This is a genomic window from Streptomyces asoensis (assembly GCF_013085465.1).
In the GTDB taxonomy this organism is placed as follows: domain Bacteria; phylum Actinomycetota; class Actinomycetes; order Streptomycetales; family Streptomycetaceae; genus Streptomyces; species Streptomyces cacaoi_A.
Window position 1 is genome coordinate 9,776,890 of record NZ_CP049838.1, and the last position, 23,916, is coordinate 9,800,805.

Annotated in this window: 28 protein-coding genes and 3 pseudogenes; 18 read left to right on the plus strand and 13 right to left on the minus strand. The window is 68.2% G+C overall.

All coding sequences use genetic code 11. From position 1 onward, the window contains the following. Nucleotides 1–313: 313 nt before the first annotated feature. Together G9272_RS45735 and G9272_RS43300 are read right to left on the minus strand one after the other, a co-directional pair. A complete protein-coding gene (locus G9272_RS45735; protein WP_253268124.1) occupies nt 314–709 on the minus strand; it encodes a hypothetical protein in 396 nt (131 codons plus the stop codon). 363 nt (nt 710–1,072) lie between these two features. Continuing rightward, complete coding sequence (locus tag G9272_RS43300; RefSeq protein ID WP_171401651.1) at nt 1,073–1,519, minus strand: Lrp/AsnC family transcriptional regulator; 447 nt, start codon at nt 1,517–1,519, stop codon at nt 1,073–1,075. Between the two features lie 202 nt (nt 1,520–1,721). Between G9272_RS43300 and G9272_RS43305 the strand changes: the two genes are divergently transcribed. From G9272_RS43305 to G9272_RS43320, 4 genes are all read left to right on the plus strand, one after another. Then, nucleotides 1,722–2,159 (plus strand): RidA family protein, encoded by a 438-nt coding sequence (locus tag G9272_RS43305; RefSeq protein WP_171401652.1) that lies wholly within the window; start codon nt 1,722–1,724, stop codon nt 2,157–2,159. Between the two features lie 44 nt (nt 2,160–2,203). After that, complete coding sequence (locus G9272_RS43310) at nt 2,204–2,944, plus strand: AzlC family ABC transporter permease (RefSeq protein WP_171401653.1); 741 nt, start codon at nt 2,204–2,206, stop codon at nt 2,942–2,944. After that, on the plus strand, nt 2,937–3,269 hold the full coding sequence (locus tag G9272_RS43315) for a branched-chain amino acid transporter permease (RefSeq protein ID WP_171401654.1): 333 nt from the start codon (nt 2,937–2,939) through the stop codon (nt 3,267–3,269). Before G9272_RS43310 ends, G9272_RS43315 begins: the two co-directional genes overlap by 8 nt. 238 nt (nt 3,270–3,507) lie before the next feature. After that, on the plus strand, nt 3,508–4,488 hold the full coding sequence (locus G9272_RS43320; protein ID WP_171401655.1) for an NADPH:quinone reductase: 981 nt from the start codon (nt 3,508–3,510) through the stop codon (nt 4,486–4,488). Between the two features lie 244 nt (nt 4,489–4,732). Here G9272_RS43320 and G9272_RS46010 read toward each other — a convergent pair whose 3' ends face one another. Then, nucleotides 4,733–4,855, minus strand: coding sequence for a hypothetical protein (locus G9272_RS46010; RefSeq protein ID WP_301272167.1), 123 nt, complete (start codon nt 4,853–4,855; stop codon nt 4,733–4,735). 294 nt (nt 4,856–5,149) lie between these two features. Next, nucleotides 5,150–5,413, minus strand: a complete 264-nt coding sequence (locus G9272_RS43325; protein WP_171401656.1) for a hypothetical protein — start codon at nt 5,411–5,413, stop codon at nt 5,150–5,152. Between the two features lie 46 nt (nt 5,414–5,459). Between G9272_RS43325 and G9272_RS43330 the strand changes: the two genes are divergently transcribed. Together G9272_RS43330 and G9272_RS43335 are read left to right on the plus strand one after the other, a co-directional pair. Then, on the plus strand, nt 5,460–6,134 hold the full coding sequence (locus G9272_RS43330) for a hypothetical protein (protein ID WP_171401657.1): 675 nt from the start codon (nt 5,460–5,462) through the stop codon (nt 6,132–6,134). 174 nt (nt 6,135–6,308) lie between these two features. After that, entirely contained in the window at nt 6,309–6,734 is a 426-nt protein-coding gene (locus G9272_RS43335) for a hypothetical protein (RefSeq protein ID WP_171401658.1), read from the plus strand. Between the two features lie 335 nt (nt 6,735–7,069). Here G9272_RS43335 and G9272_RS43340 read toward each other — a convergent pair whose 3' ends face one another. Then, entirely contained in the window at nt 7,070–8,716 is a 1,647-nt protein-coding gene (locus G9272_RS43340; protein ID WP_171401659.1) for a flavin monoamine oxidase family protein, read from the minus strand. A 502-nt stretch (nt 8,717–9,218) separates the two neighbouring features. Here G9272_RS43340 and G9272_RS43345 point away from each other — a divergent pair. After that, nucleotides 9,219–10,268 carry a lytic polysaccharide monooxygenase auxiliary activity family 9 protein gene (locus tag G9272_RS43345; RefSeq protein WP_171401660.1) on the plus strand — a complete coding sequence of 350 codons (1,050 nt, stop codon included), beginning with the start codon at nt 9,219–9,221 and terminating at the stop codon, nt 10,266–10,268. A gap of 278 nt (nt 10,269–10,546) precedes the next feature. On the opposite strand, the gene G9272_RS43350 is transcribed toward G9272_RS43345, so the two are convergent. From G9272_RS43350 to G9272_RS45745, 4 genes and pseudogenes are all read right to left on the minus strand, one after another. Beyond that, nucleotides 10,547–11,002, minus strand: a complete 456-nt coding sequence (locus G9272_RS43350; protein ID WP_171394579.1) for a hypothetical protein — start codon at nt 11,000–11,002, stop codon at nt 10,547–10,549. A 231-nt stretch (nt 11,003–11,233) separates the two neighbouring features. After that, nucleotides 11,234–11,925 (minus strand): annotated as a pseudogene (locus G9272_RS43355) (transposase family protein). Between the two features lie 8 nt (nt 11,926–11,933). Beyond that, nucleotides 11,934–12,278 (minus strand): annotated as a pseudogene (locus G9272_RS45740) (DUF6879 family protein); the annotation flags it as partial. After that, a pseudogene (locus G9272_RS45745) lies at nt 12,250–12,519 on the minus strand (hypothetical protein). The pseudogenes G9272_RS45740 and G9272_RS45745, both read right to left, overlap by 29 nt. A 288-nt stretch (nt 12,520–12,807) precedes the next feature. On the opposite strand from G9272_RS45745, the gene G9272_RS43360 reads away from it, so the two are divergent. After that, entirely contained in the window at nt 12,808–12,999 is a 192-nt protein-coding gene (locus G9272_RS43360) for a hypothetical protein (protein ID WP_171401661.1), read from the plus strand. Between the two features lie 210 nt (nt 13,000–13,209). Here the strand turns inward: G9272_RS43360 and G9272_RS43365 are convergent, their stop codons facing one another. Then, nucleotides 13,210–13,605: a winged helix-turn-helix transcriptional regulator gene (locus tag G9272_RS43365; protein ID WP_171401662.1), complete on the minus strand. Its 396-nt coding sequence runs from the start codon at nt 13,603–13,605 to the stop codon at nt 13,210–13,212. A gap of 158 nt (nt 13,606–13,763) precedes the next feature. Between G9272_RS43365 and G9272_RS43370 the strand changes: the two genes are divergently transcribed. Next, nucleotides 13,764–14,495: an alpha/beta hydrolase gene (locus G9272_RS43370; protein WP_171401663.1), complete on the plus strand. Its 732-nt coding sequence runs from the start codon at nt 13,764–13,766 to the stop codon at nt 14,493–14,495. Nucleotides 14,496–15,351: 856 nt separating this feature from the next. Here the strand turns inward: G9272_RS43370 and G9272_RS43375 are convergent. Beyond that, entirely contained in the window at nt 15,352–18,177 is a 2,826-nt protein-coding gene (locus G9272_RS43375; protein WP_171401664.1) for an FtsX-like permease family protein, read from the minus strand. Between the two features lie 5 nt (nt 18,178–18,182). Then, nucleotides 18,183–18,887 (minus strand): ABC transporter ATP-binding protein, encoded by a 705-nt coding sequence (locus G9272_RS43380; RefSeq protein ID WP_253268125.1) that lies wholly within the window; start codon nt 18,885–18,887, stop codon nt 18,183–18,185. Between the two features lie 83 nt (nt 18,888–18,970). Between G9272_RS43380 and G9272_RS43385 the strand changes: the two genes are divergently transcribed. The 9 genes from G9272_RS43385 to G9272_RS43420 all read left to right on the plus strand — a co-directional run bounded on the left by G9272_RS43385 (nt 18,971) and on the right by G9272_RS43420 (nt 23,293). After that, on the plus strand, nt 18,971–19,600 hold the full coding sequence (locus G9272_RS43385) for a PadR family transcriptional regulator (protein WP_171401665.1): 630 nt from the start codon (nt 18,971–18,973) through the stop codon (nt 19,598–19,600). A 409-nt stretch (nt 19,601–20,009) separates the two neighbouring features. After that, a complete protein-coding gene (locus G9272_RS43390) occupies nt 20,010–20,588 on the plus strand; it encodes a hypothetical protein (RefSeq protein WP_171401666.1) in 579 nt (192 codons plus the stop codon). Beyond that, the gene (locus G9272_RS46015; protein ID WP_171401667.1) at nt 20,512–20,859 is read left to right on the plus strand and encodes a Tn3 family transposase; all 348 of its coding nucleotides are present in this window, start codon (nt 20,512–20,514) and stop codon (nt 20,857–20,859) included. The genes G9272_RS43390 and G9272_RS46015 overlap by 77 nt, the downstream gene beginning before the upstream one ends. A gap of 171 nt (nt 20,860–21,030) precedes the next feature. Then, the gene (locus tag G9272_RS46020; RefSeq protein ID WP_301272168.1) at nt 21,031–21,153 is read left to right on the plus strand and encodes a hypothetical protein; all 123 of its coding nucleotides are present in this window, start codon (nt 21,031–21,033) and stop codon (nt 21,151–21,153) included. Between the two features lie 33 nt (nt 21,154–21,186). After that, nucleotides 21,187–21,702: a recombinase family protein gene (locus G9272_RS43400; protein WP_437184390.1), complete on the plus strand. Its 516-nt coding sequence runs from the start codon at nt 21,187–21,189 to the stop codon at nt 21,700–21,702. Nucleotides 21,703–21,705: 3 nt separating this feature from the next. Next, a complete protein-coding gene (locus G9272_RS43405; protein ID WP_171401668.1) occupies nt 21,706–22,065 on the plus strand; it encodes a hypothetical protein in 360 nt (119 codons plus the stop codon). Between the two features lie 154 nt (nt 22,066–22,219). Then, entirely contained in the window at nt 22,220–22,342 is a 123-nt protein-coding gene (locus tag G9272_RS43410) for a hypothetical protein (protein ID WP_437184353.1), read from the plus strand. Between the two features lie 13 nt (nt 22,343–22,355). Continuing rightward, nucleotides 22,356–22,850 (plus strand): hypothetical protein, encoded by a 495-nt coding sequence (locus G9272_RS43415; RefSeq protein WP_171401669.1) that lies wholly within the window; start codon nt 22,356–22,358, stop codon nt 22,848–22,850. Nucleotides 22,851–22,945: 95 nt separating this feature from the next. After that, nucleotides 22,946–23,293, plus strand: coding sequence for an ASCH domain-containing protein (locus G9272_RS43420; RefSeq protein WP_171402428.1), 348 nt, complete (start codon nt 22,946–22,948; stop codon nt 23,291–23,293). A 375-nt stretch (nt 23,294–23,668) separates the two neighbouring features. On the opposite strand, the gene G9272_RS45755 is transcribed toward G9272_RS43420, so the two are convergent. Beyond that, nucleotides 23,669–23,890, minus strand: coding sequence for a nitroreductase family protein (locus G9272_RS45755; RefSeq protein ID WP_253268127.1), 222 nt, complete (start codon nt 23,888–23,890; stop codon nt 23,669–23,671). Nucleotides 23,891–23,916: the final 26 nt, after the last annotated feature.

The window sequence follows — 23,916 nt, forward strand, 5'->3', positions numbered from 1 at the left end:
CAACAAGGGCGTTGACGGCGTGGTCTTTGCCTTCGGTGCCGGCGAGTATCCAAGGAGGACGACTACTCCGGCGTGGCGCCGTGAGCGGGGGCGGAGACTGATCGGTGGATCGCCTTCCGGTCGCACTTCGGGAAGAGCCAGTTGATCACCAATTGCCGCCAACAATCGGCCGCCGCTGAACATGAACGAAGCCACAGGCGGCTATGCCGACCATGGAGCTACTGCGCTGTTCGCCACGGCGGTCTTTTCTGCGCCGCAGCGCAGATGGCTCTGCCCGCCCGCGCGGTGGTGGGCGGGGAGATGTGTGAAGTCCTCAGTGAAGGCGTACCGAGGCGCCGTAGCTGTCCCTGGAACGGCGCACGGTGACGGGTACGGCAGGTGCCGGCCACGCTTGGATGAGGTACCACTCAGTGACCTCATCAGGGGCGAGGTCAACTGCGATGTCTCGGCCGCGGGCGTGAATGCGCAGCCGGTAGTCGCCAGGGCTGTTGAACGACAGGACGGGAAGTTCTTCGTCCAGGTCGTCCATCAGGCCGCGGACCATGAGATCGCCCGACGCGGAGTGCGCGGAGAGCTCCACGATCTTTTGCGAGTCGTCGTTGCCGGGTGCGGGGGCGGTTTCGTGGATCGTGACGGTGACGTCCACCATGGCAGCGACGGCGGAGGGGTATTCGCCGAGGAGACCTTCGATGGCGACGGCCTGGCTCATCCCGGATCTGAGCCGGCCGGATATCAACCGGACCGGGCCCTGCACGCCCGGCCCGACTCCGCGCCCTGGGCACCGGCACCGCCCCGGACCCGGACTATGACGGCGACCGTCCACGACTTCCGTCGCGCCGCAGCGGCTGCCGTCGCGGCAGGCGCCGCCGGCGTGGAGATCCACGGCGGCAACGCGGCCGTGACGATCGCCGTGACATCCAGCAGTGACGGCCAGGGCCGTGCCGACCCGTACGGCCTCGCGCACACACGCGTGAAAACGCGGGGCAGGCGGCACTCACCGCACGCAACACGCACAGCATGCGTTGCCGGTCCCCAGAGCCGGCCCCGGGCCGAATCGAGGCGTCACTGCGCGTCAAGCGCTGCGCGTCCAGGAGCCGAGCACCATCAACGTTTTGGTGCCGGTGACGCCCCTCTCCCGGCGGAGCCCGTCGATGACCTTCTGCAAGTGCGCGATGTCCCGCACCCGTACATGGACGAGAGCGTCAGGGTCTCCTGCGGTCGTGAAGGCCGCCTGCACCTCGGGCACTTTGTGGGTGGTTCCCAGGATCTCGCCGACGGCCGTATTGCCGGTGTAGCTGAGCTCGACGAAGGCTTCGATACCCCAGCCGAGTTTCGTGTGATCGATCTGCACGGTGAAGCCGGTGATGACACCGATGTCCCGCAGCCTGTCCACGCGGCGTTTGACCGCGGCCACGGACAGTCCGACCTCCGGGGCCATCTCGGAAAAGGAACGGCGGCCGTCCTCCCGCAGCAGGTCGAGCAGCTTGCGATCGACGTCGTCGATCTCATTCAGCGGCATCTCTTGATCCCCTTCTCGACGCAATAAAACAGAGACGATCGGGCCCTATGTGCAAAGAGTTTGCACGTACAAGGTTGAGTGCCGCAACAACTTGCGTCAACGGGTGCGCTCTGTTGTGCTGGTCTCCAGCCCGGCTGAGGGTTGGCCGTCTGCGAGGCCTGCCCCGGCTGCGGGCACGCGACGGCGTTCCAAGGACCTGCGGGTGCCTGCAGGCCGCCTGCGGCCGAATCTGAGAAAGGGCAACCGCACCATGCCTAAGAAGATCATCGACACCGGATCGTCTCTCGGTCCGTACTCGTCCGCCGTGGTGGCCGGCAACCACCTCTACGTGGCGGGTCACTGTGGATTCCTTCCCGGCACCCCGAACATCGCGGAGGGCGGGCTGGAGGCGGAGTTCCGGCAGACCCTGAAGAACCTCGAAGCGACGATCCTGCAGGCCGGCTTCCGCCTCGAAGACGTCGTCTCAACCACCTGCTACCTGCGCGACATGGACCACTGGCCGCTCCTGAACAAGATCTACAGCGGCTACTTCACCCAGGACGTGCCCGCTCGCGCTGCGGTCGCCGTTGTGGGCCTGCCCCTCGGCGCGAACCTTGAGATCACCTGCGTGGCCTGGCGCGACGACACCGGCACAAACTGAGCAGCGCCGCCGAAGACCTCTCCACCGCTACCAAGAGTCTCTCCATGCACATCCCATCCCCTGCCGTGTCCGTCGACTCTCCCGAGCACGCGCCTGCGTCCAAGTCCTCGTCCGAGGCCCCGGCGGCGCTGAAGGACTCCGGGGCTGTCGGCCTGGGCATGTTCCCTCTGGGCGTGGCTTTCGGGGTGCTGGTCGTGCATTCCGGGCTGAGCTGGTGGTGGGCACCGGTCATCTCCGGTCTGGTCTACGCCGGCTCGCTGGAGTTCCTGCTCGTGGGGATGATCGTCGCCCTCGCGCCGCTGGCGCAGATCGCCCTGTCGGCCTTCCTGATCAACTTCCGGCATGTGTTCTACGCGCTGTCCTTCCCCTTGCACCGGGTCAAAAGCCCGGCCGGGAAGACGTACGCCGTCTTCGGGATGACCGACGAGGCATACGCGCTCACCTCCGGCGTCGCGGCCCGGTCCTGGTCCGGCCGGCGCATCCTGTGGCTGCAGGCGTTCCTGCAGACCTACTGGGTGTCGGGAGCGACCGCGGGCGCCCTGCTCGGGGCGGTGATCCCCCCGCAAGTGGTGGGTCTGGACTTCGCCCTGACCGCCCTGTTCGCGGTACTGACAGCCGACGCCGTACGGGCGCGGCGCGAGCTTCCCACGCCGGTACTGGCCCTGATCTGCGCGCTCGTCGCACGGTTCGCCTTCCCCAGCCAGATGCTCCTCGTCGCCTTTGCCCTGTTCACCACCGCCCTGTTGGCCCGCTACGCACTGACCGAGAGGGCCGCCCGTGCCTGACACGCCCCACGTCTTCGCCGCCGTCGCCGTGTGCGTCGCCATCACCTTCGGCCTGCGGGCTCTGCCCTTCGCCGTCCTGACGCCCCTGCGTACCAGCGCGGTGGTGCACTACCTCAACGCCCGCATGCCGGTCGGCGTGATGCTGATCCTCACCGTGTACACGCTGCGCGACCTTTCCCCGGCCGCCCCGCGCCAGCTGGTGGCGCCCGCGATCGCCCTGGCCGTCACCCTCGGCCTGCACCACTGGCGGCACCACGCCGTGCTGAGCATCTTCGGTGGCACCGCAGTCCACGTAGCCCTCGCCAGCACCCTCACCTCCCACTGACCTCACCAGGCCGGCCGCGAACGCCTTCAACCCGGGCGTCCGTCGCGGCATCCACCAGCGTCGCGGCCCTCCTTCCGGCGAGGCCGACACGCGGGCGGATCGTCGCCACCGTAGGCGGCGAACCCGGGAGAGCGACGATGAAGGCCGGCCAGCAGCTGCCCAACTGCCCGGCAGAAGACGGGGCGTCCCGGGCAAGCAGCTTCTTGGCCAGGCCCACGACCGAAGCAGGGAGGGATTCATGTACGGAATCCAGGTTTCACAGTTCGGCACCGAGGACGTCCTGACCTACACCGAACTGCCCGCTCCCGAGCCCGGCCCCGGGCAGGTCCGCGTGCGGATGCACGCCGTCGGCGTCAATCCCGCCGACACCTACATCCGCTCCGGCGCCTATGCGTTCTACACCCCGCAGCTGCCCTACACCCCGGGCTTCGACGGGGCCGGCATCGTCGATGCGCTCGGCCCCGGCGTCGACACGGTCAAGACGGGCGAGAGGGTCTTCGTGGCGGCGCTGGGCACGCCGGGATGCTCTGGAACCTACGCCGAACTGGCGGTCGTCGACGCCCGCGCGGTTCACCCGCTGCCGGCCGCCCTGTCCTTCGGCCAGGGCGCGGCGGTCGGCGTCCCCTGCCTGACCGCTTGGCGCGCCCTGTTCCAAAAGGCCCGGCTGAAAGCCGGCGAGAAAGTTCTCATCCACGGCGCGAGCGGCGGCGTCGGCATCCACGCCACACAGCTGGCCCACGATGCCGGAGCCATCGTCATCGGCACCGCAGGCTCCAGCACGGGAGCAGATCTCGTCCGCGCCGCAGGAGCCCAGCACGTCCTCGACCACACCACCCCCGGCTACCTCGACGAACTGGCCCAGATCACCGACGGCCACGGCGTCTCGGTGATCATCGAGATGCAGGCCGACATCAACCTGGAGCGTGACCTCGAAGCCCTCGCCACTTACGGCCGGGTGGTCATCGTCGGCAGCCGCGGCAGCCTGGACTTCACCCCCCGGCTCACCATGCTCAAAGAAGCCACCATCCAGGGCACCGCACTCTGGCACGCCACCACACAAGAAGCCGCCGACGCCCTCACGGCCGTGGCGAACGGACTCGACAACGGAGTCATCCAACCGGTCGTCGGAGATGAGATCCCCCTGCGTGAAGCGGCCGCAGCCCACCGCAGGGTCCTCGAACCCGGAACCCGAGGCAAGCTCATCCTGACCACCAACTGACCATTGTCCGCTCGGCTGGCACGGCGCCACCGTGCCTCGTCGCCGCCCCACTTCTCCTCAGCCTCCGCTGCGCTCATGGAGACTGCGTCCCCGATGACCTCCCAACCTGCCCCCCCCGGGCCCGCTCAGCGATCACCAACGCTGTCACGAACGTGGACTGCACCGAGTCCGCCAGGTGCACCGCCTTGCGCACGTAGTCGCCGACCTGCGCCAGATTCTCAGCCACCATCTGCGCGAAGTCCCTCTAACCCTCCGCGCGCAGTTGTGCGGCCCTCACCATCGCGATCCTGGCGATGTCGGAGTCGGTGAAGCTGTCCACCGGCAACTCTGCCGGGTTCACCTGGACGGTGACCGTCTCGCTACTCATGGCGAGGATCGTAGAGGCGCTCAGCCGCCTCACAGTCCTCTGGCAGCTACAAGGCTCACGGCCCATTTCCCCAGGTAGACACGTCGAACTGCGAGCCTGTGAGGCTGCGAGGTGCAGCGCGACAACGCATGTCCACCGCCGTATCCACGCCCGTATCCAGCGATAGTCAGTGGCATCGGATCACCCGGATCTGGTGAACCGACTCCTTGGCTCTGACGACAGTCACAACGCCGGCTCTGCGCGGCCGCCAACGGCAGCTGCGCGGAGCCGGGAGCCCGGCGTGATGGTGCCTGCTCAGGCCGCCGGGGTGTGCCTCCCTTCGGCTGCCTGCACCTGGCCCATGGCCGCGGCCATGAGGACGCCTGTGACCATCGGTACCTGTGCGGGGTCGGCCAGTTCGAAGCCGGGCAGCTTGCGGATCACGGCCGGGATCAGATCACCGAGCGGATCGAGGCGGTCTTCGTCTCCGTCGTCCTGCTGGCCGATGATGTGCGCGGTCAGCACACCCACCAGGAAGACCGCGCCCCGGGACACTTCCTCCCGGCCGTAGGCGTCCATCGCGGCCTGGACACGCTGCTGCGCCCGCTGGCGCTCCTTCTCTGGCGTGCGCTTTTCTAAGATCCGGTACGAGTGGCAGTCGGCCGTCGTGCTCTGGGATCGCCTCTCTGCCGCTCGCGATCTGGCCGACCTGCGTGCAACGGAGGGGCCGCCGTTTCGGTACTACGAGCAAGCCATCCACGAGATCGCGGGCGACGTGGACGACTACGAGCGAAAAACAGGGCTCACTACCTGGCGGTACGCGGCCTCTGCCACGGTCCTGGGCGTCACTGTGCTGGAGCGCATTGCCAGAGCGAAGCCGCCGCTGACAGCCACAGCCGTGGAAGAGCTGTGCCAGGAGCCCACCCTTGGCCGGCTGCGCGAGGCATTGTCGGTGTCGGCGGCCGACTTCCTGCCCGCCCGCGAGCGCAGCCCCCTTGACGAGCGGAAGGAAATGGCGCAGCGGTGGGCAGAGCTGCGCGACGGCGTGGACAGTGCGCTCGAGTCTATTGTCGAGATCGCCGAAGACAAGGGAGCGGCCCATCCCAGGACCGAGGAGGAGGCGGCGGGCTCGCTTGATGACCGAGCACAGCCCACCCCACACAGATCCGGTGTACCAGGGAATCCTGGAACAGCCGCTCGTAGTGGCAGAGGAGGTCCCGTACGGGATCAGCCGGGTCATCAAGGGCCGCTGACGCCCACGGACCGCATCGGATCTCCGGAGAGCAGGGGGCCAGCATGACGACGGACAACATGGTGGCGAGCGACGACGACGTGCAGGCGGTGCGCCGCTGGGTGCGGCTCTCGTGCACCGAGCCGGGCACTCACCTGCCCGCCTGACCGAGATCGCGGGAGACCTCCGGCTGTCGACGGCCGTGGTCCGCTCCGCCCTGGAGCAGCTCGCCGCCGAAGGGATGTGGCCCTGTTCGAGGGCTACCGGCTGTACAGCGTCGGCACGACGACTCCGACCGAGCGCGCCTACCGGCTGCTACGCACCGCGGTCCACCGCAGCTACGAGCCCGGCGAACGGTTCATGACCCGCTACGACATCGGGCAGAGCTTTGACATCGGCGGCAAGGAGGCCGCGGCCGCCGTACGCCAGCTGATCGCCGAAGGGCTGCTGACAGGGCCGCGCGGGCAGTACGTCAACGCGTACAGCGTCCAGCAGCAGCGCCGGCGCGTGAAGCAGCTGCGCGAGCGCGCCAGCCGACCTGCGCCGCGAGGCCCTCGAACTGATGAGGGCGGCCCGGGAGATCGAGCAGGAGCTGCCCGCCGGCGGCGACTCCCAGGCGACGTAGCCGCGCCCTGCTCGCGTCCCGGGCCGGTGTCACGTGTCCTCTGACACCGAGCCTGGATCGTTTGCCAGTGAAGTTGGATCGGTGGCGTCAGGCAACCCCGAAGGGGCGGAGGCTCGGCGAGTACGACGCCCTCCAGGTCCGCAACGGCCAAGCAAGTAGGGCTTGCCGCCGAAGCGCGGCAGCGTGGTGACCGTCTGGCAGTGGACACCCGACCCCGTTGGTGTGTAGATCAGCGAGGTGCGGCCCGGCATGGTGCACGCCTCTGAGCGGCCCTCTGGCCGTCCGTACGGGGACCTCGGGTCGGACTCCGAGGGAATGACCTGGCTGTCAGCGGGTCGGTCGGGGCCCGGCTGCTGTGGACCGGGCCCCGAGCGTGTGTTCAGAGTCCTTGCGTCAGGAAGACTGCGTCCGGGACCTGGACGGTCTCGGGGGCGGTGCGGGGAAGGAGGCCGAGGATCTGAGCGACGACGTACTGTGCCGACATCATGGCTCCCTCCTGCCAGCCGGGCAGCGGTGATGCCTGGTCACCGACGACGTAGAAGCAGCCGTCGCCCTCGGGCTGAAGGAGCTGCTTGTAGGCGAGCTGGTGGTCGGGGTCGGCCGGGTCCCAGTCGGCCCAGCCGCCGAGCTGGTGGGGCACCTTGTGCCAGGCGATGGTCACCCCCAGGTCCTGGGGCACGGTGGTCTTCTCGCGGAATTCGCGGTGCATCTGTGCGGCGCCGTCCCGGGCCAGGCGCAGCCGGTCGGCCGGCGCGAGTTTGCCCATGTCCTCGGCGTGGTCGCCGAAGTTGTACGCCCCGGTGAGGGTGCCCGTCTTGGAGAAGTAGTCGTTGGACGGGTACCAGAACTGGGTGATGGGGTGGTCGGTCCAGCTGATGCCTCCGTAGATCTGGTTGTGGTCGTCCTCCCAGAACCGCCGGTTGGCCTGCCAGCCAACCTTGCATGTCGGCGCGAAAGCCACCGCTTCCATGGCGTTGCGGAACCCCGTGGAGAAGCCGGTCAGCGTGAGCTGCTTCAGGACCGGCAGCGGGATGTTGCTCACGCAGTAGTCGGCCGTCGTCGTCAGTTCCTGTCCGCCCGTGCGGTAGGTGACGCTGACCGCGTCGCCCGTCAGGTCGATCGAGGTGACCTCGGCCTCGAGTTCGACGCTCACGTCGTACTCGGAGGTGATGCGCTCGGTGAGGGCGTGGACGATCTTGTCCATGCCGCCGACGGGCTGGAACATCGTGGCCTGCCACAGGTAGTCCACCGGCTGGTAGAACCTGTACTTCCAGAACTCCGACTGAATCAGTTCGGCGAGGGGCAGCGGGGGTGCGGGCCGGGGGAATTCGTGGACGTCGAGGGGCTCGTCGTAGCCGGAGCGAGTGGAGCCGTGGTACTCGCCTTCCTCGTCCAGGTCGCCGAACTTGCGCAGCAGGTCACGCAGCGGTCCGGTGAGCTCGTCGCGCTCGGTCAGGGTGGCGGAGAGGAGAGCGGCGAGGTGGCCGCGGGTGTCGTTGGCGATCCGCCGGTTGCGCCAGGTCTGGCCGGGCGGGGTGTGTCCCGCCGTGCTGTGCAGGACGTTCGCCGTCGTCTCCATGATGTACGGCTCCAGAGACACCCCGAGGTCGGTGCAGTAGTTGAGGACTCGGCGGTGGTGGTACGGGATGCGGCCGGGGCCGAGGTTGAGGTACAGGTCCTCGTCGAAGGCGCAGGTGTGGGTCAGCACCGGGCTGTTGCCCTCGCCGTCGAGTTCGTACAGCTTGTCGCCCTTGCGGGCGGTGCGGTTGCGGCCGCCGGTGCGGGTCTGGGGCTCCAGGACCGTGCACCGGTAGCCGAGCCTGCCCAGTTCGTAGGCGGCGGTGAGTCCGCCGACGCCTGCGCCGAGGATGAGTACCGACGGCTCCTCGCCGGCCGCCGCGCGTGGTGCGGCGGCGAAGTCCGGCGCGGTGCCTTCGCCGGAGCTCAGCGGGCCGGCGAGGCCGGACATGGCGTGGTAGAGCGACTGTGCGGATTCGGAGGGGGTGGCGGACGTGCGGGTGCTCATGGCTCACCTCTCGGGTGGGACGGGACGGTGCCGCTCCCGGTTCGTCTGGCTCCTGTGGCTTGTGCGGTGAAGAAGCCCGTGGGACCGGCCGCGGGACGGCCCCGAAGGAGACGAGACCTGGCCATGAAGTGCCGCGCGAAGTACGAGTTCGGCCTGCGCAAGGGGTCCTTCCCGGTCTGTCGCAGGCGGACGCCGACCGTCCGGGTGAGCACACGGAACGGAAGCTGACGCACGCCAGCGTGCGCCCGCGCCTGCCGGCCCGCGGCGGACGACCTTCAAGGAGCCGTGTGCGGCCGGAGGGAGGTGACTGCGGTGCCGGGTACGGCCAGGAGCAGTCCGGAACCCCGGCCTGACGCTTCAGGGAGCCCCTGCATGCCACCTGTGGCTCACCGCACTTGCGGCATATGCCGCCGTAAATATTCTGATTAGTGGCAATAAGGGTGGTGCGGTGCGTGGTTTCGCGCTGGACCACCCGTTCTGTGCGACTGGAGGAGTTCCCAAGATGCAGCAGCCTCACCCGGCGGACCTGCGCGCGGTGGCGACCTACCGCGATGACGGTGATGTCAAGCTTGAAGGCATCTCACTCACCTGGCGGATCGGCGCAAACGCCTCCGACCAGGGCACCACGGAGCCGTCCGACTGGAACAACGGGCGCCCGGACTACCCGCACCACTACGAGGTGTGGCTGGACGGGCGTCCCGCGCAGACGGTGGACCTGTACTGGGCGGCCTGGTATCCGCACTGGCAGTCGGCCAACCGGCACTGGGTGTCCCTCGGAGAGACCCCCGCCCTCGAGTACCGGGCCAAGATCCGGGCCCGGCACGTCGACGGCGCCTGGGGGCCGTTCACGGATGAGGTCGCCGTCGACACGTCCACGTCCACGCCTTATGACGCGCACATCCCCGCGCGCGCCGAGGAGCGTGGGGTTGACGGCCGGGAGCGGCACGGGAGTCTGGAGTTCCCGGTCAGCCGGGCGATCCGGGCGATCCGTGACGAGGACGAGGCGCCGATCTGCCAGAAGGCGCGCGAGTTGAACACCTCGACCACCTGGCAGGAAGTGGTGCCCCCCGGCACAGCCGGCAACCCGCCGTGGAACGAGGCCCGCGGGTACCTGGAATACCGCAAGTTCTTCCAGGGCGCCAACGTGGCATCGGCAGCGAATCCCGCCTTCCAGGGCCTGGATCTGGCCGGCGGGGACGGCCTGGGTGACTGGCCGACCAGCACGCTTGAGGCCGTCGACGGCCGGCACACCTTCACCTACAACTACCGGCAGAACCACATGGGCCCGAAGTGGACTCACCAGTGGTTCATCACCAAAGAGGACTGGCACCCGGCCCAGGGAATCTCCTGGGACGTGCTGGAGCCGACGCCCTTCATGGTCGAGTACCACGGCAGCGGCACACACGCCGACCAGCAGCTGCACTACACCACCGAGGCACTGACATCCCGGCAGGGACGACACGCCATCGTCAACATCTGGGGCGGCGGCGACGCCGGACACGACTACAAGGGCGAGTTCTTCGTCAGCGTCTCCGACGTCGAATTCCGCTAGGGCGCGTATCGAGTCGTGAACAATGTGCCTTCCAGAGGCCCGTCCCGAGGTGCCTGCCAGCGTGGGAGAGGGACATGTCACGTCCTGTGCCGGCCGGAACATAGATCATCGCGGTGCTCCTCGGGGGGATCGTCATTGGGTCAAGTCGGAGCTCGAACCCGGCGGCGCCCGATGCATCACCCGATCAGTGGCCACGCTGAAAACGCTCAGTGCTTCCGTTCGCTCGTCGAGCCGGCACGGTATCAGCGGCGCGGGCGGAGTTGCTGCCCTTCGCGGGCTCAACGGCTCTTGTACATCGTGACCGTGAAGCTGACCTTCTTACCGTTGTGGTAGTCGGTGCTGTCCCACACTGAGATGTGAGACCTGTCCTGCATCCGCAGCTGCAGCACCTCATCGGCGTTGCTCCAGTTGTATCCGACGAACTGGAAGTTCGGCTCGGGACTGTCTCCCATTCTACTGTTTCCCCAGCTGCAGATATGCGACGAGTCGTTCTCGCAGACGGACCAGGCCCTGGCGTACAAATGGCAGTCCGCTCCCTGCCATACGTCGATACGCTCCAGCCTCGCGTCGGACGAGCGCCACGTGCCGTTGAACCGGCTGGCGGAGCACAAGGCGGCTGCTTCTTTTGTCGAGGTGACGGTCAGCACCACCGAGAGGGAGAGCGTCAGGGCGGCCGCCAAGAGCACGGCCATGATCTGGCGTAGTGGAATGCGGGCAGAAGAGACCTGTGTCATCGTGAACCTCCGATAGCGGTCGCAGCGCGGGGCATCCCGTCCTCACACGACGCGTCGTCCCCCTCCTTCGACTGAACGCCACCCATTCGGGCCCGGATCATTTAGCCCTTTACCCCCTGCCTATTCCAGAGCAGCACTCTGCAATCCTGACCGCAAGTCGGCAGGATTTTACATTTCGCGCACGATTCAATGATGATTGCGATCAAAAGTGGATCGGTCAATTGAGCTTCTTCAGCCTTGACGCTCCAGGGTGAGGATGGCTTTGGCGATTGACGTCATGCGGTTCGGACTGCATCGGGACCTGCGGAAGATCCGCCAGGATTTCAAGCGGGCGACGCCGCGTTCGACCGGTGCCCGTGCCGCGGCCAGGGCCCGGTTGGCGGTCCTCTCGGTGGGGGTGAGTTCATGCAGGGGCCTGCGTTTGATGCCCGTGGTCAGCCAGGGGCCGCCGCCCTGGTAGGCGAGATCGGCCAGGATGGGAACGCCCTGGCGCTCGCAGATGCGGATGATCCGGTGGGTGCGGGCGGCGGTCAGGTCGTGGGCACGGCCCGGCAGCGCGGGTGAGAGCCACAGCAGCCGGCCGTCCGGATCGTGACCACCTGTACGTTCACTCCGTGCCGGCGGTGCTTGTGGGAGTAGTCCGCGCGTGAGTCGCCGACCCGGTCGCACTCGGCGAGGGTCCCGTCCAGCAGGACGAAGTCGGGGTCGGCCTCGCGCAGGGCCTTCATTAGACCTGGCGCACGTTGGGCGAGCAGGTCGGTGAATGCGCTGGTGTAGGCGTGGGCGGTGGACTCGCTGATCCCGAACCCGGCAGCGATCTTTGCCAAGGTTGTGTGCTCACGTAGGTACACCAGTGCCACCATCGCGCGCTGGGACGGGCGGAGCTTGCAGCGTCGGTCGCCCTCACGGGTGACGATGAGCATGGTGACCGCGCGAGATCGCTGGCCTGACGGCGCGGAAGCCAGCGGACGCGTTCGCCAGCGTCGACATTGACGGCGGTGCCGGCATGCTCGTACCGGATGTAGTCGCTGACGGGTTCGGACACGATGCGGGCCCGGCGGACGACGACCCCGCGGGCGACCGTGCGGCGGATCAGCTCCACCCACGGCCCCCAGTACGGGGACGCCGGGTCGATGTCGCGGGTACCGGTCCTTCGCCAGGTGGCGAAGTCATCCGCTTCGCTGGCGACTGCGTAGGTGTCGCGCATCTCGAGGTGTACGGCGCTGTGCCGGGCGCTGTCGAGCAGCTCACTGAAGCTGGGCACGCTCGGCGACATCGCACGCCTCCCTCAAGATCGACACCATGCGGGCGGGGATCCGCACCACTTGCTCGTGGTCGGGGATGCCGACGGCGTGCCCGGGCAGTTCGAAGGCGGCGCAGTGCGCCTCCGTGTCCGGGTCGGGCGTCCATCCCTGAATGACGAACTCGCCCTTGTTCTCGTCGACTCAGACGGTCGGGCTCTCGCCGGTTCCGGTGTTGCCCGGGGCTTGGCCGACTGGTTGGAGTCGACGTGGCAGAGCCTATGTAGACCGTGACCCCCCCCATCCCTCAGGCAGTCGGTATCGCCTGGTGCGCGTGGCACGAGGCGTACTCCAACACGGCTCGCCCCGTTCGGGATACCAGCCGCGCCCGCCTCTTCGCCTGCTACTCCTGCCGCCAGGCGTAAGACCTCGTCCCCCTCGCCGACCAGCCATGAACTCCGACTTCGTCAACGCGGCCGAGATGCTGTCCGTACCAAGGCGGCCGGGCCGGCCTCCGAGCGGATCGACGGGAAGCGCTGCGTATGGTGCGGCGGCGCGGCCTCGATGGATCTGGGACCGCGGCTCAGCGTCATCGACGGAGTGCTGAAACGGTGGGAGCTGCGCGGCTGTCGCTCGTGCGCGAAGCGTGAGGCCGGACGCGTGCACGACATCCACATCACCACGTGCGCCCGCAGCGTCCGTCGGGACTACTGCCCGGAGAGCAAAGCCCTGTACGCGCTCGCGCAGACCCGCTGAGCCTTCGCCTGCTGAGGTTCGCCGGCGCCGATTTCGTCGGCCAGATGGTGCGCGGCCTGTTCGATCTGCCCATCGACCTCGACCGCCTCGCTTACCGGCCCGGTGCCTTCGCTGTACGCCGCTCTTCAGCAGACCCCCGGCAGTTCACCGAGGACCAGGGAGGCATATCGAGCCGTACGTGCCGATGGGCGAGTACAGCCGGGGCGAGGGTCAGGCGGGCGAGGTGTCGGGGCGGGCGTCGTACAGGGCGCGGGCGGCGTCGATGTGCGTCAGGTGCGTGATGCTCCACTCCAACAGGGGTGCGGTGGCTTCGCGGAGGGTCTTGCCCATCGGAGTGAGTTCGTAACTGACGTGCGGCGGCATGACGTTGCGGACGGTTCGTGTGAGGATCCCGTCGCGTTCCAGGCCGCGCAGGGTGACGGTGAGCATACGCTGGCTGATCCCGTCGACGGCCCGCTTGAGTTCGGTGAAGCGGCGCGGCCCCTGGCTGAGGTTACGCACGATCAGCAGCGACCACTTGTCGCCGACGATGCCGAGCACTTCACGGGCCTGGCACGGGTTCTCCGGACGTGTCGGCCGCGACTCGCCGCCCAGTGTGCCGCTCATGGTTACCTCCAGAGAACCGGGGCACCGAAATGTGCCTTATTGATCGGGGTGCGGCAGGTGCAGCACGATGATTTCGGTTCCTGAAGAGTACCGAGGCACGAACAGGAACCTTCATGCCCCCGTGCCTCCACGTCCCGAAGAGGAAAGAAATTCCCCTGATGTCAACTTTTCTGCTGGTACACGGCGCCTGGCACAGCGGCCAGTGCTGGCAGCGGGTGGTCCCGCTGCTGGAATCGGCCGGACACCGCGTGTTCGCGCCCTCACTGACCGGCTACGGCGACAAAGCACACCTGCTCGGTCCCGAGGTGGGGCTCGACACGCACGTCGCAGACGTCGTCGAGCTGATCCGCGAGGAGAACCTGACCCAGGTGGTGCTCGTGGGTCACAGCTACGCGGGACTGGTCATCTCGTCCGTGGCCAACGAGGTACCGGAACGAATCGTGCACCTGGTGTACCTCGACGCGATGGTCCCGGAGCACGGTGAGACCGCCGTCGACGTGCAGCCCATGACCCAGAACCTGATCGACCTGGCCGCCACGTCCGACAACAGCTGGCGCATCCCGCCGCTGCCTGAGATGCCACCGCCCCTCGGCCTCTTCGGAGTCACCGACCCGGCGGATGTCGCATGGCTGCGTGCGACGCTCTCCGACCAGCCAGTGCGCTGCCTGCGGCAACCGGTCCGACTGGACAACCCTGCCGTGGACTCCATTCCGCGCACGCACATCCACTGCGTCGGCGCAGAGCCGGAAGGCATCGTGCGGCGGCCCGTTCCCGCGATCCAGCCCAACGGCTCCCCAGCGCGGATACGGGAACTGCCGACCGGGCACGACTGCATGATCACCATGCCGGCGGACCTGAGCGAACTGCTGCTTGAATCCACCCTTCGGTAGCGTCCGGACCCTAACTGCGACAGCGACGGCTCCACCGACCAAGACTGTCAGCGACAGGATGGCCCGACCGGCCCTACCCCGCTGGCGGTTGGTCCGGTTCTCCGAACCTCGGCACTTGCATCGGATGCATATCGTCCCGAATCCGCAGGAAACGCACGGGGTGCCGGTAGCGGCCGTCGTCGACGGCAGTGTCCGCGAGGAACTCCACCACGACATCGGGGTGGACAGGGTCGAACTCCAGCTCGCCGCGGGTGCCCCGGCCCGCGGTGAAGCGGCGACCGTGCCACGGGTGGTCGGGACCGGCGGGGCGCACCCGGTTTCCTGCGCTCGGCCGAGGAACACAACGCTCACCGCCACTCCATCGACGCCGTGACGGCCTGGCCGCGGTGCGAGGTCCTCATGTGATCCGAGAAGGACCAGATCAGCGGCAGCCCGGGGAGGCTGGCGAGGCCCTGTAAAGCGGTTTGGGCCCCTGTGACTGCCTCTGTTGGCAGTTTGCTCAACGTGAAGCCGCACGTAGTAGCCCAGCCAGGCGACGACCGCGCCGAGTGCCACTGCCCACGAGCGACGGATGGACGCGGTACCGACCGCAATCGATCAGGGCTCCCGCACGGCCGCCGCGAACGCCCTGCCTGTCCCCTTCCACCTGGCGGAACAGCTCGGCGAGCCGACCGGCACATGACCGGATCCTGGGGTTCAATGCCGCCCCGCATCCGGCGATGTGAGCGGATACGAAGGGCTGTCGCTGACAGGGGAGGGGCACGACCGCGGACGTCCGTCGACTGCTGAGACCCCGGCCCGTGAACACGGCCGGGGTCTTCCGCTGTGCGAAGCCGCCGTGGTGGCGGCGGTCGGCTCAGTCGGCGGCGAGCAGGTGGGCGGGGGCGATCCGGGACAGCCCCCGGATCGGCACCGTCAGAGCCGCCACCACCAGGGCGGTCGCCGCGAGCGTGGCCAGCAGCGCGGCGCCGACGACCGTGAACAGGTGTCCGTGCAGCACGCCCCGGCCGAGGGTCAGCACCCCGGCCAGGCCGGCCACCGCACCGGACAGGCCGCCCAGCAGAGCCAGTCCGACTCCCTCGTAGAGGGTCAGCTTCGCCAGCTCGCGGTTGGTCCAGCCGGTCGCCCGCAGCACCGCGAGATCGGCGGCGCGTTCGCGCTGCGAGATGACCAGGACGTCGATGGCGCCGGCGGCGCCCAGCAGCAAGGACAGGGCGACGCTGAGGTAGTCGGCCTCGCGCGCCTGCGCCACCACGGCGCTGCCGAGCAGCGACCCGGCCACCTCGCCCCGGAAGGCCAGCGTCAGGGCGAGCAGCACCGTGAAGGCGGCCACTCCCAGCGCCAGTCCTGCCGCACCCAGCAGCGTGCGGCCCCGCACCCGCAGCAGGTTGAGCATGGCCAGTCCGGCCACCGAACGCACCGGGCGTGCGCGGAGGGCCGCCGTCACCGGGGGTCGGACGGCTTCCATCGGTCCCAGCCGGGTGGCGAGCCAGGCGGGGATCAGTCCCGCCGCCGTGGCCAGGAGGAGCGCCACCGGGAGCACGAGGAGTGACTTGGAGCCGGCTTCGGACTGGCCCAGCACCCGGCCCAGCACGTATGTGAGTACCGTGCCCGCGGCTCCGGCGGCGAGGCCGATCACCGCCAGTTCGCCGAGGACCAGGCGGAGCACTTCGCCACCGCTCCAGCCCAGGCAGCGCAGCGTGCCGATCTCGATGCGACGTGAGCGCACCGAGGCAAGCGCAGCCTGGCCGAGGAAGAGCGCGCACACGACGAGGACCAGCACGAAGAGCACCGCGCTCTTGGTGTCCACCGCCTTGAGAATGCGCAGTGCCACGCCCTTGGCGACCCAGCGCTCCGTCACCTGTGCCGAGGCACTCAGCGTCACCGTCTGCGGCGCGGGCGAGCTGCCGACGGTGACGTCGACCTGGAGCCGGGGGTAGGCGGCCCGGATCGCCCCGGCCACCGCGTTGACCCGAGCCCGGGAGGCGGTGTCGACGCCGGTCACTCCGGCCACCCGGATCCTGATCGCGCTGACCGGCGCCTTGTCCTGGAGGCTCGGGACCCGGCGGCTCTTGGTGAGCGCGGTGATGGAGTCCATCGTCGTCAGCATGGTGGGCGGCGGGCTGACGTAGCCGCCCAGGTTGCGGTCGGGCTCCAGCGGCTTGCCGTGGAGCTTCGCTCGGGTCGCGCTGTCCGCGCCGGTGACCTGCGGCACCTGGTAGGTCTCCAACGGGGTGTCGGAAAGGGGTGAGAAGCCGGGCAGTTTGCCGGTGTCGTAGCGGCCGACGAGGTGGACGAAGGGATTGGGCAGGCGTCCGGAGTCGACGCCGTCGCAGGTACCCAGCCCGATGCAGTTCGTGGCGACGTGGCTGGTCACCTTTCGGTACTGGGTGCCCTGGTGGTTCTCCTCGGGGACGTTGGTGAACGGCTGCTGGTCGTAGTTGGTGATCCACAGGCTGGGCTTCTGCGGCGGCTGCGCCTGCGCGGCGAGGTCGCCGTCGGAGCTCCGGCGGTAGGTGACCGGGCCGACCGTCCAGTAGGCCCCGGTGTCGAACGAGTCCTCGGTCAGTGCCTTCCGGTAGCCCTTGCTCAGGTCGACGCGGGTCCTGCCCACCGTGGTGCCGCTCAGGCCTCGGACGAAGCTGCCGGCTGTCGGGTTGCCCAGTTTCGAGGGCAGCTCCGCCGGGTCGCCGACGTCCAGCCGCTCCACGGTGGCGTCGAGCGTGCCGGTGGTCAGCGGGTTGTCGCTGAGCAGCGCCGGGATGTAGGAGTCGTGTTGTCCGTGGACGCTCTTGGCGGACGACACCGTCCACGGCTTGTCCTGCTCGGTGAGCATCCGGCCCGAGGCGATGGTGTCGCCCAGGCCCACCAGCCGGTCCTCGGCCACCGGGTCGATGGCGGACAGCAGCACGGGGTAACTGACCGGAATGTCGATGGTGGCCTTGTCCTGGCCGGACTGGCAGTTCATCCGCGAACTCAGGTCCGGGTCGAACGGCGACTTGTCCCTGAGGTCCTCGGCGATGATGTTCGGCTTCAACGGCAGATCCAGGTTGAACTCGGTCTGCTCTGACTTGTCCCGGTTGAAGTAGAAGCAGACGTCGTACTTCCCCTTGATCCGATACCGCTGGGTGCTCTTGTCGGCCTCGCCCGTTTCCAGGGTGTCGGACTCGAAGAGGCCGTCCGACTCCGACGCCGACGTCAGGGGGGAGCGGGTGAGGTAGACGTACTCGTCGGAGGTGCGGTAGGTGCCCAGTCCGGAGGTGAGCGTCGGGCTGATGCGCAGGATCTGCCGGCTCGCCTTGCCGTCCAGGAAGCGGGACACGTCCACGGTGACGGTGCTCGCCACCATGAGGTAGCCGATGTTGGCGACCGGCGCGGCCACGTCGACCCCGGCCATGCCGTCGATGCGCCGGTACTGGTCCATGGTGATGCCACCGAACGTGCCGGACAGGAAGTTCGGCGAGACCAGACCGCTCTGCCGCTCCACGTCCGTCTGCGAGTCGGGCGGGCGTACCAGGACGTCGTACGCGGACCGTGCGTTCTTCCGTACCGTGCCCACGGTGGTCGCCTGGCTCGTGCTCACCGTCGCGGTCAGCAAGGTGAAACTGGTCGCCGCCACCAGGATTCCGGCGGCCAGGGCCAGCGCGCGCCCGCGCCGCCGCCGGAGCTGATCGAGGATCATCGCTATCACGGGCGCAGGCCCCCCAGCCGGTCCAGCACGTCGCCGGACGGTGTGACCCGCTGGTCCGAGGTGATCCTGCCGTCCTGTAGACGCACCACCCGGTCGCCGTTGGCGGCGACTTCCGCATCGTGGGATGCGATCAGCATCGTCATCCCGTACCGCTCGCGCAGCGACATCAGCAGGTCGATGATCTCCCGTCCGATGACGCTGTCCAGGTTTCCCGTGGGCTCGTCGGCCAGTAACAGTCCCGGCCGGTTGATCAACGCGCGTGCGACGGCGACGCGTTGCTGCTGGCCGCCCGACAACTGCGAGGGCAGGGCGTCGGCCCGCTGGTCCAGGCCGACAGCTTCGAGCAGCTCCATGCCGCGCGCACGCCGGTCGAAGTCCACTCTGCGCGGCAGGACGGGGGCGAGCACGTTGTCCAGCACGGTCAGCGCGGACAGCAGGTGGAAGCGCTGGAAGACGAAGCCGATACGCCGCCGGTGACGGTCCAGGTCCCGGGGCGCCAGCTGTGTGCCGTCGATCTCGACGTGCCCCTCGTCGGGCTGGTCCATGCCGCCCGTCACATGCAGGACGGTGGATTTGCCGGCGCCGGACGGCCCGGTCAGCATCACCACCTCGCCGGCTGCGACCTCCAGGTCGACCTCGTCCAGAGCGGTCAGCCCGGGATACCGGCGACTCACCCCGCGTAACGCCACGCTCACAGCCATTGATGCAGCCTCGCCCTCGTACATTGCGCCACATACATTGCGGCAATTCAGGGGTATGTTGTCACAATGTAGAAGGGACGTATATGCCGCTCCACCACGCCGTGCTCGCGCTGCTGACCCGGCGACCGAATCACGGATACGAACTCAAGGCCCGGTTCGAGGAGGCCGTCGGTCCGCAGTGGGGTGGCCTGAACATCGGTCACCTCTACCAGATCCTCGAACGGCTGGTCCGTGACGGCTATGTCTCGCGCTCGCAGGTCACGCAGACCGACCGGCCCGACAAGAACCTCTACACGCTCACCGAGGCGGGCGAGGCCGAGCTGCGCTCGTGGGCGACCACCGCCTGGGTGCGCGTCGGCGGCTTCCGCGACGAGCTGTTCCTGAAGCTCCTCGGCGCTGTCGCGCTGGGCCCGCAGGCCCTGACCACGCTGATCGATTCACAGCGGCAGACGTACCTGTCCGAGCTCGCGGGCCTGGCACAGCAGCGCCGCGCCCACGCCGACGAGCCGCTGGTCGCCGTCCTGATCGACGCCGCCATCGCGCACACCAAGGCCGACCTCGGACTGCTGGACAGCGCCGCACAGCATCTGGGCCCGCTCGCCACGGCACAGAGTGCGCAGGCGCCGGAGCGCCCACACACACAGGTGCAGGGCGACACCGACGAGGCCGCCGGTCATGGCGGGATGAGAGGGGACCGTACAGAGTCCGCTTAGGGGCGATGCCGGGACTCTGTGGGTGATGTTCGCGGGGTGCTGACGTCCGGGCTGGTGGCGTGTCTGGCTGTTTGAGAGCGGGGTGGTGTCGGCGGTGGGGGGCGGTCGCGGTGTCGCTGGGGTCGGAGAATCATCAGCGGATCCCGGTCAGGACGGTGCGGACAGTGCGGGCTGCGTGTCCTGCGATCTCACGGTCGCTGGGAGTGAAGCGTCGAGTGGTCCGATGCGCCCATCGTGAAAGATGTTCTCGCCCAGGCCAAAGCCAAGGTGCAGCGAGGCTAGCGATCGCCTGAAGATCACTGCCCCTTTCAGGCGCGGTAGCTCGCGCCTGGCGACACCCGGCGGGGCGCTGGTCGCTGATTGACATGATGGGCGGCGGCAAGATTTCAGGTGTCTCCAGGGGGCGACTATGACGTTCAGGACCGAAGCCGATTCCGGAGTCGCCGATCGGGACGAGTGGTCCTATGCATCGGCTGTCGGCGTCGGACCACTCCGGTTCGGCATGGCCGTCGAGGAAGTGGTCGAGGCGGCTCAGGTTCTCGGCCAGACGCAGGTCAGCGATTGCGCACGGGACCACGCGATCTTCTCGCCGACTTGGAAGATCGAGGTCCGTCGCGGGGCGGCCCCTTTTCCGCTGGCCGTCACGGCTTACGTGAGCCGGGCTGTGGGATTGTTCTGCATCGCAGCCGATGCCGTCCACGGTCCCCAGGTGAGGTACGACGGAATCTCGCTGGTCGGAAGGGACCTGTCGGAACTGGAGAGCGACGCAATCGCGCATGCCGAGGCAGTGGACGGGCACTTTCGCTACACGCCCGAGGGCTATGCGGGACCGGATGATCCCGGGGTGGTCATGCGGGGGCAACTCGTCGGGCAGGTCCTGCGATCGCGTCCGTTGTTCATGGTGAGGCGCGATGGCGCGAATACCGAATGGGACTCGATGCCTTCCGAGGAGTATCGCCACGGTCAGTCAGCGCCTGACGTGGCGTGACTCATGGCGAGGGGCTAGGAGATCGCCGACCCATCGTCGGCTGGGGCCACGCGAGATCAAAAGCCGGGGCCGCGTCAAGCAGATCTACTCGGTCCTCTTCGGCCCGAACTCCTGGACCGGCTTCCTGGACTCCTTCAAGCACGTGTCCGACCGGCCCACCCGTATGGAAGGACTGCTGGTCTCCCTGGTCGCGTTGCTGGTCGCCGAGAGCTGCAACATCGGCCTGACCGGCCCCGACGACCTGCTGCTCCACTCCGGTTCGAAGAAGTGACGGCGCGTGGTCCGCCGCGCATGGATGTTCCTCGCCCTGGCTAGGGACATCGCCAGCCCTGTCGACATCAATGCTGCCAACGAGCGCGGGCGGATGTACTTCAAACACCCCTTCAAAAACCTGGGTCATTCAAGAAACCTGGACCACCGCGTCCTGACATGATCCGGGGTCATGAGTGACCTCCCAGCCTCGTCCGGCCATCCCGAACTCCTCGTCGCCGAACCGCTCGTCCGCACCGAGATCAAGATCGGGTACGCACGGGTGTCGACCGGCGGACAGAAGCTCGAACGGTAGATCGACGCCCTCACCGCCGCCGGGTGCCGGAAGATCTTCTCCGACAAGAAGTCCGGCAAGACCGACCTGCGCCCGGAGCTGAAGGCGTGCCACGCCTTCCTCGACGCCGGCGACACGTTGGTCGTCCCCTCGCTCGACCGCTACGGCCGCAGCCTCCAGGACCTCATCAACATGGTCGCCGCCCTGCGCGAGCGCGGCATCGGCTTCACCTCGCTGCACGAGAACCTCGACACCACCACCCCCGGCGGCCGGCTCGTCTTCCACGTCCTCGCCGCCCTCGCCGAGTTCATCCGCGAACTCATCGTCCAGGGCACCCGCGAGGGCCTGGCCGCCGCCCGCGCCCGCGGCCGGGTCGGCGGACGCCCTACCGTCGCCACCGAGGAAGTCATCAAGGCCGCCCGAGACCTGCTGCCCGACCCCGGCCGCTCCATCACCTCGATCGCCAAACTCCTCGGCGTCTCCCCGGGCACCCTCTACAACCACATCCCCGACCTGCGCGAACTACGCGCCGGAGTCGCCACCCGCCAGCTCGACGCCACGGGGCGGTGATCCGTGCCGATCCGTCCCGAGAACCGCGACCGGTACCCCGCCGACTGGAAAGCGATCAGCCTCCGCACCCGCACCGTCCGCGCCGCCGGCCAGTGCGAGTGTGAGGGCGAGTACGGACGCGGCACCCACACCGGCCGCTGCCCCAACCTCAACGGACAGCCCGCGTACGGCACCGGCTCCAAGGTCGTCCTGACCGTCGCCCACCTCGACCACACGCCGGAGAACTGCGACCCCGCCAACCTCCGGGCCATGTGCCAGGGCTGCCACCTGCACTACGACCAGGACCACCACCACGCCCGCACTCGGGCCGAAGCCCGCCGCACAGCGCTCGAAGCCTCCGGACAGCGCATGTTCGAGACGTAGAGAACTCGCTGATCAAGCCCATGATCGTTCTCACAGGATTTCCTGTACCTCAACTACTGACACCCGGTGCGGAAGCCCTGGCCCGGGAGGCCGCCGACCACGGCGACACCGAAGCCCTGCTCCGCCTGGCCTCGCCGATATCCAGGGCCCGTCCGTGCACGAACCGTGGCTGAGCGGCTTCGACCGGCTGGCGGCCGGCGACTACCCCGACCCGATCGTGGACCTCTCCGACGGCCTCACCTGCTTCAAACGGGCCCGCGGTCTTGCCGAAGCCTGAGATCATTTCCGACATGGACATGAGGCAGGTGCTGACGGACTACGCGACGACCGGCGGCGTCGGCGTCCTCAGGCCCAGAACCACGCTGGACGCCGTCACCGAGGTACTCGGACCACCGGTCGAGGCCGACTACTTCCTCCACCCGAAGGGGACCTGGCCCCGGACCTTCGTGTACGGGGACGTGCGCCTCGAAGTGTGCGGCTGTCGCGAGATCTTCCGGGTCGCGCTGAGCACCTGGACCGGGACGGTGGACGTGCCGACCGGGCGGCGGGGGGAGACGGTGACCCTCGCGTCGGAGGTCACGTTCGGGGAGCTGGAGGAGTTGCTCGGTGCGGCCGGGGTGGAGGGGGAGATGCGGACGTTCCCCACGCTGACCGACCAACTCACCGTCGTCGTCGGGGAGTACCCGCAGGGCGTGGACTACACCTTCGTCGTCCCGGACTCCGCCGCACCGGACAGCGCCACCCTGCACAGCGTGATCGCGAAGGATCTCGACCACACCTGCTAGTGCTGTGACCGGAAAACGTTCACCGGCCCGGGGCCCAGGGCATCCACCGGATTGTGTGACACGGAGGGTTTGCTCGTTCCGTTAGGGTGCGCCGAATGGACGACAGCACTTCATGGCAGCACTCAACGGCGAATCAGACCCTGTACTTCCATCCTGACTATCTCGATGCAGTACGCGCCGAACAGAAGACGACCACGGTACGTTTCCGTGACCCGGTGGAGATGGGCCCGGTGAGCCTGGTGTTCGAGTTGGACGACGAGGTGGCACTGCCGGGTGTCGTCACGCAGGTCACTGCTAAGACGATTGCTCAGTTGAGCGAGTCGGACGCTCGAGCGGACGGTTTCCGTGATCTCGCCGAGCTTCACGACAGACTGCGGTTTCACTACCCCCAGATCGAGCCGACCGACACCATCGCCATCGTGCACTTCCGGTTGGCGAAATAAGTGAGTGACCTCAGGCATCGGCTGATCAATGATCAGCCAGCACCAGAGATAACCCGGCTCGTCAGCAGCCTTACCAATCGTTGCCGCGCACGAGCTTGACGAGGAGCTCGGTATCGCGAAGATCGGAGAGCACATCCGCGCCAGTGGTCCGGAGCGCCGCGCCGTCCGTACCCCGTCGCCGAGGGCCGGCATGAACAGGAAGGCGGCAGGGGGAGCGCCGTAGAACTCCAGGTTCTCGCGGACCGCCGCCCTCCTGCCGTACCGGTCCGAGCGCTCGATGCCCCGGGCCTGATACACACTCGCGCCCAGGGCCTGCGACCGCTCGACGGAGATGCCCTCCTCGCCGTAGCCATCGGTGAAATCCGGGGAGGTCCGTCACTCCTCCTCGGCCAGGAGCAGCTCTTTGGTCAGGGCGTCGCGTGCCGCACCCGAGACGACGTGCACCGTCCACGGCTGGGTGTTGCTGTTCGAGGGGGCCGTCCGTGCGTCTTCCAGCACGCCGCGGATGTCCGAAGGGGACAGGGCGGTGGGCAGGAACTGCCGGGGGGATCGGCGGGAGCGTGCGATGTCGGTGAAGGGTGATGCGGTGCCGGGCAAGGCGGTTCCACTCCGTGGCGCGCGCA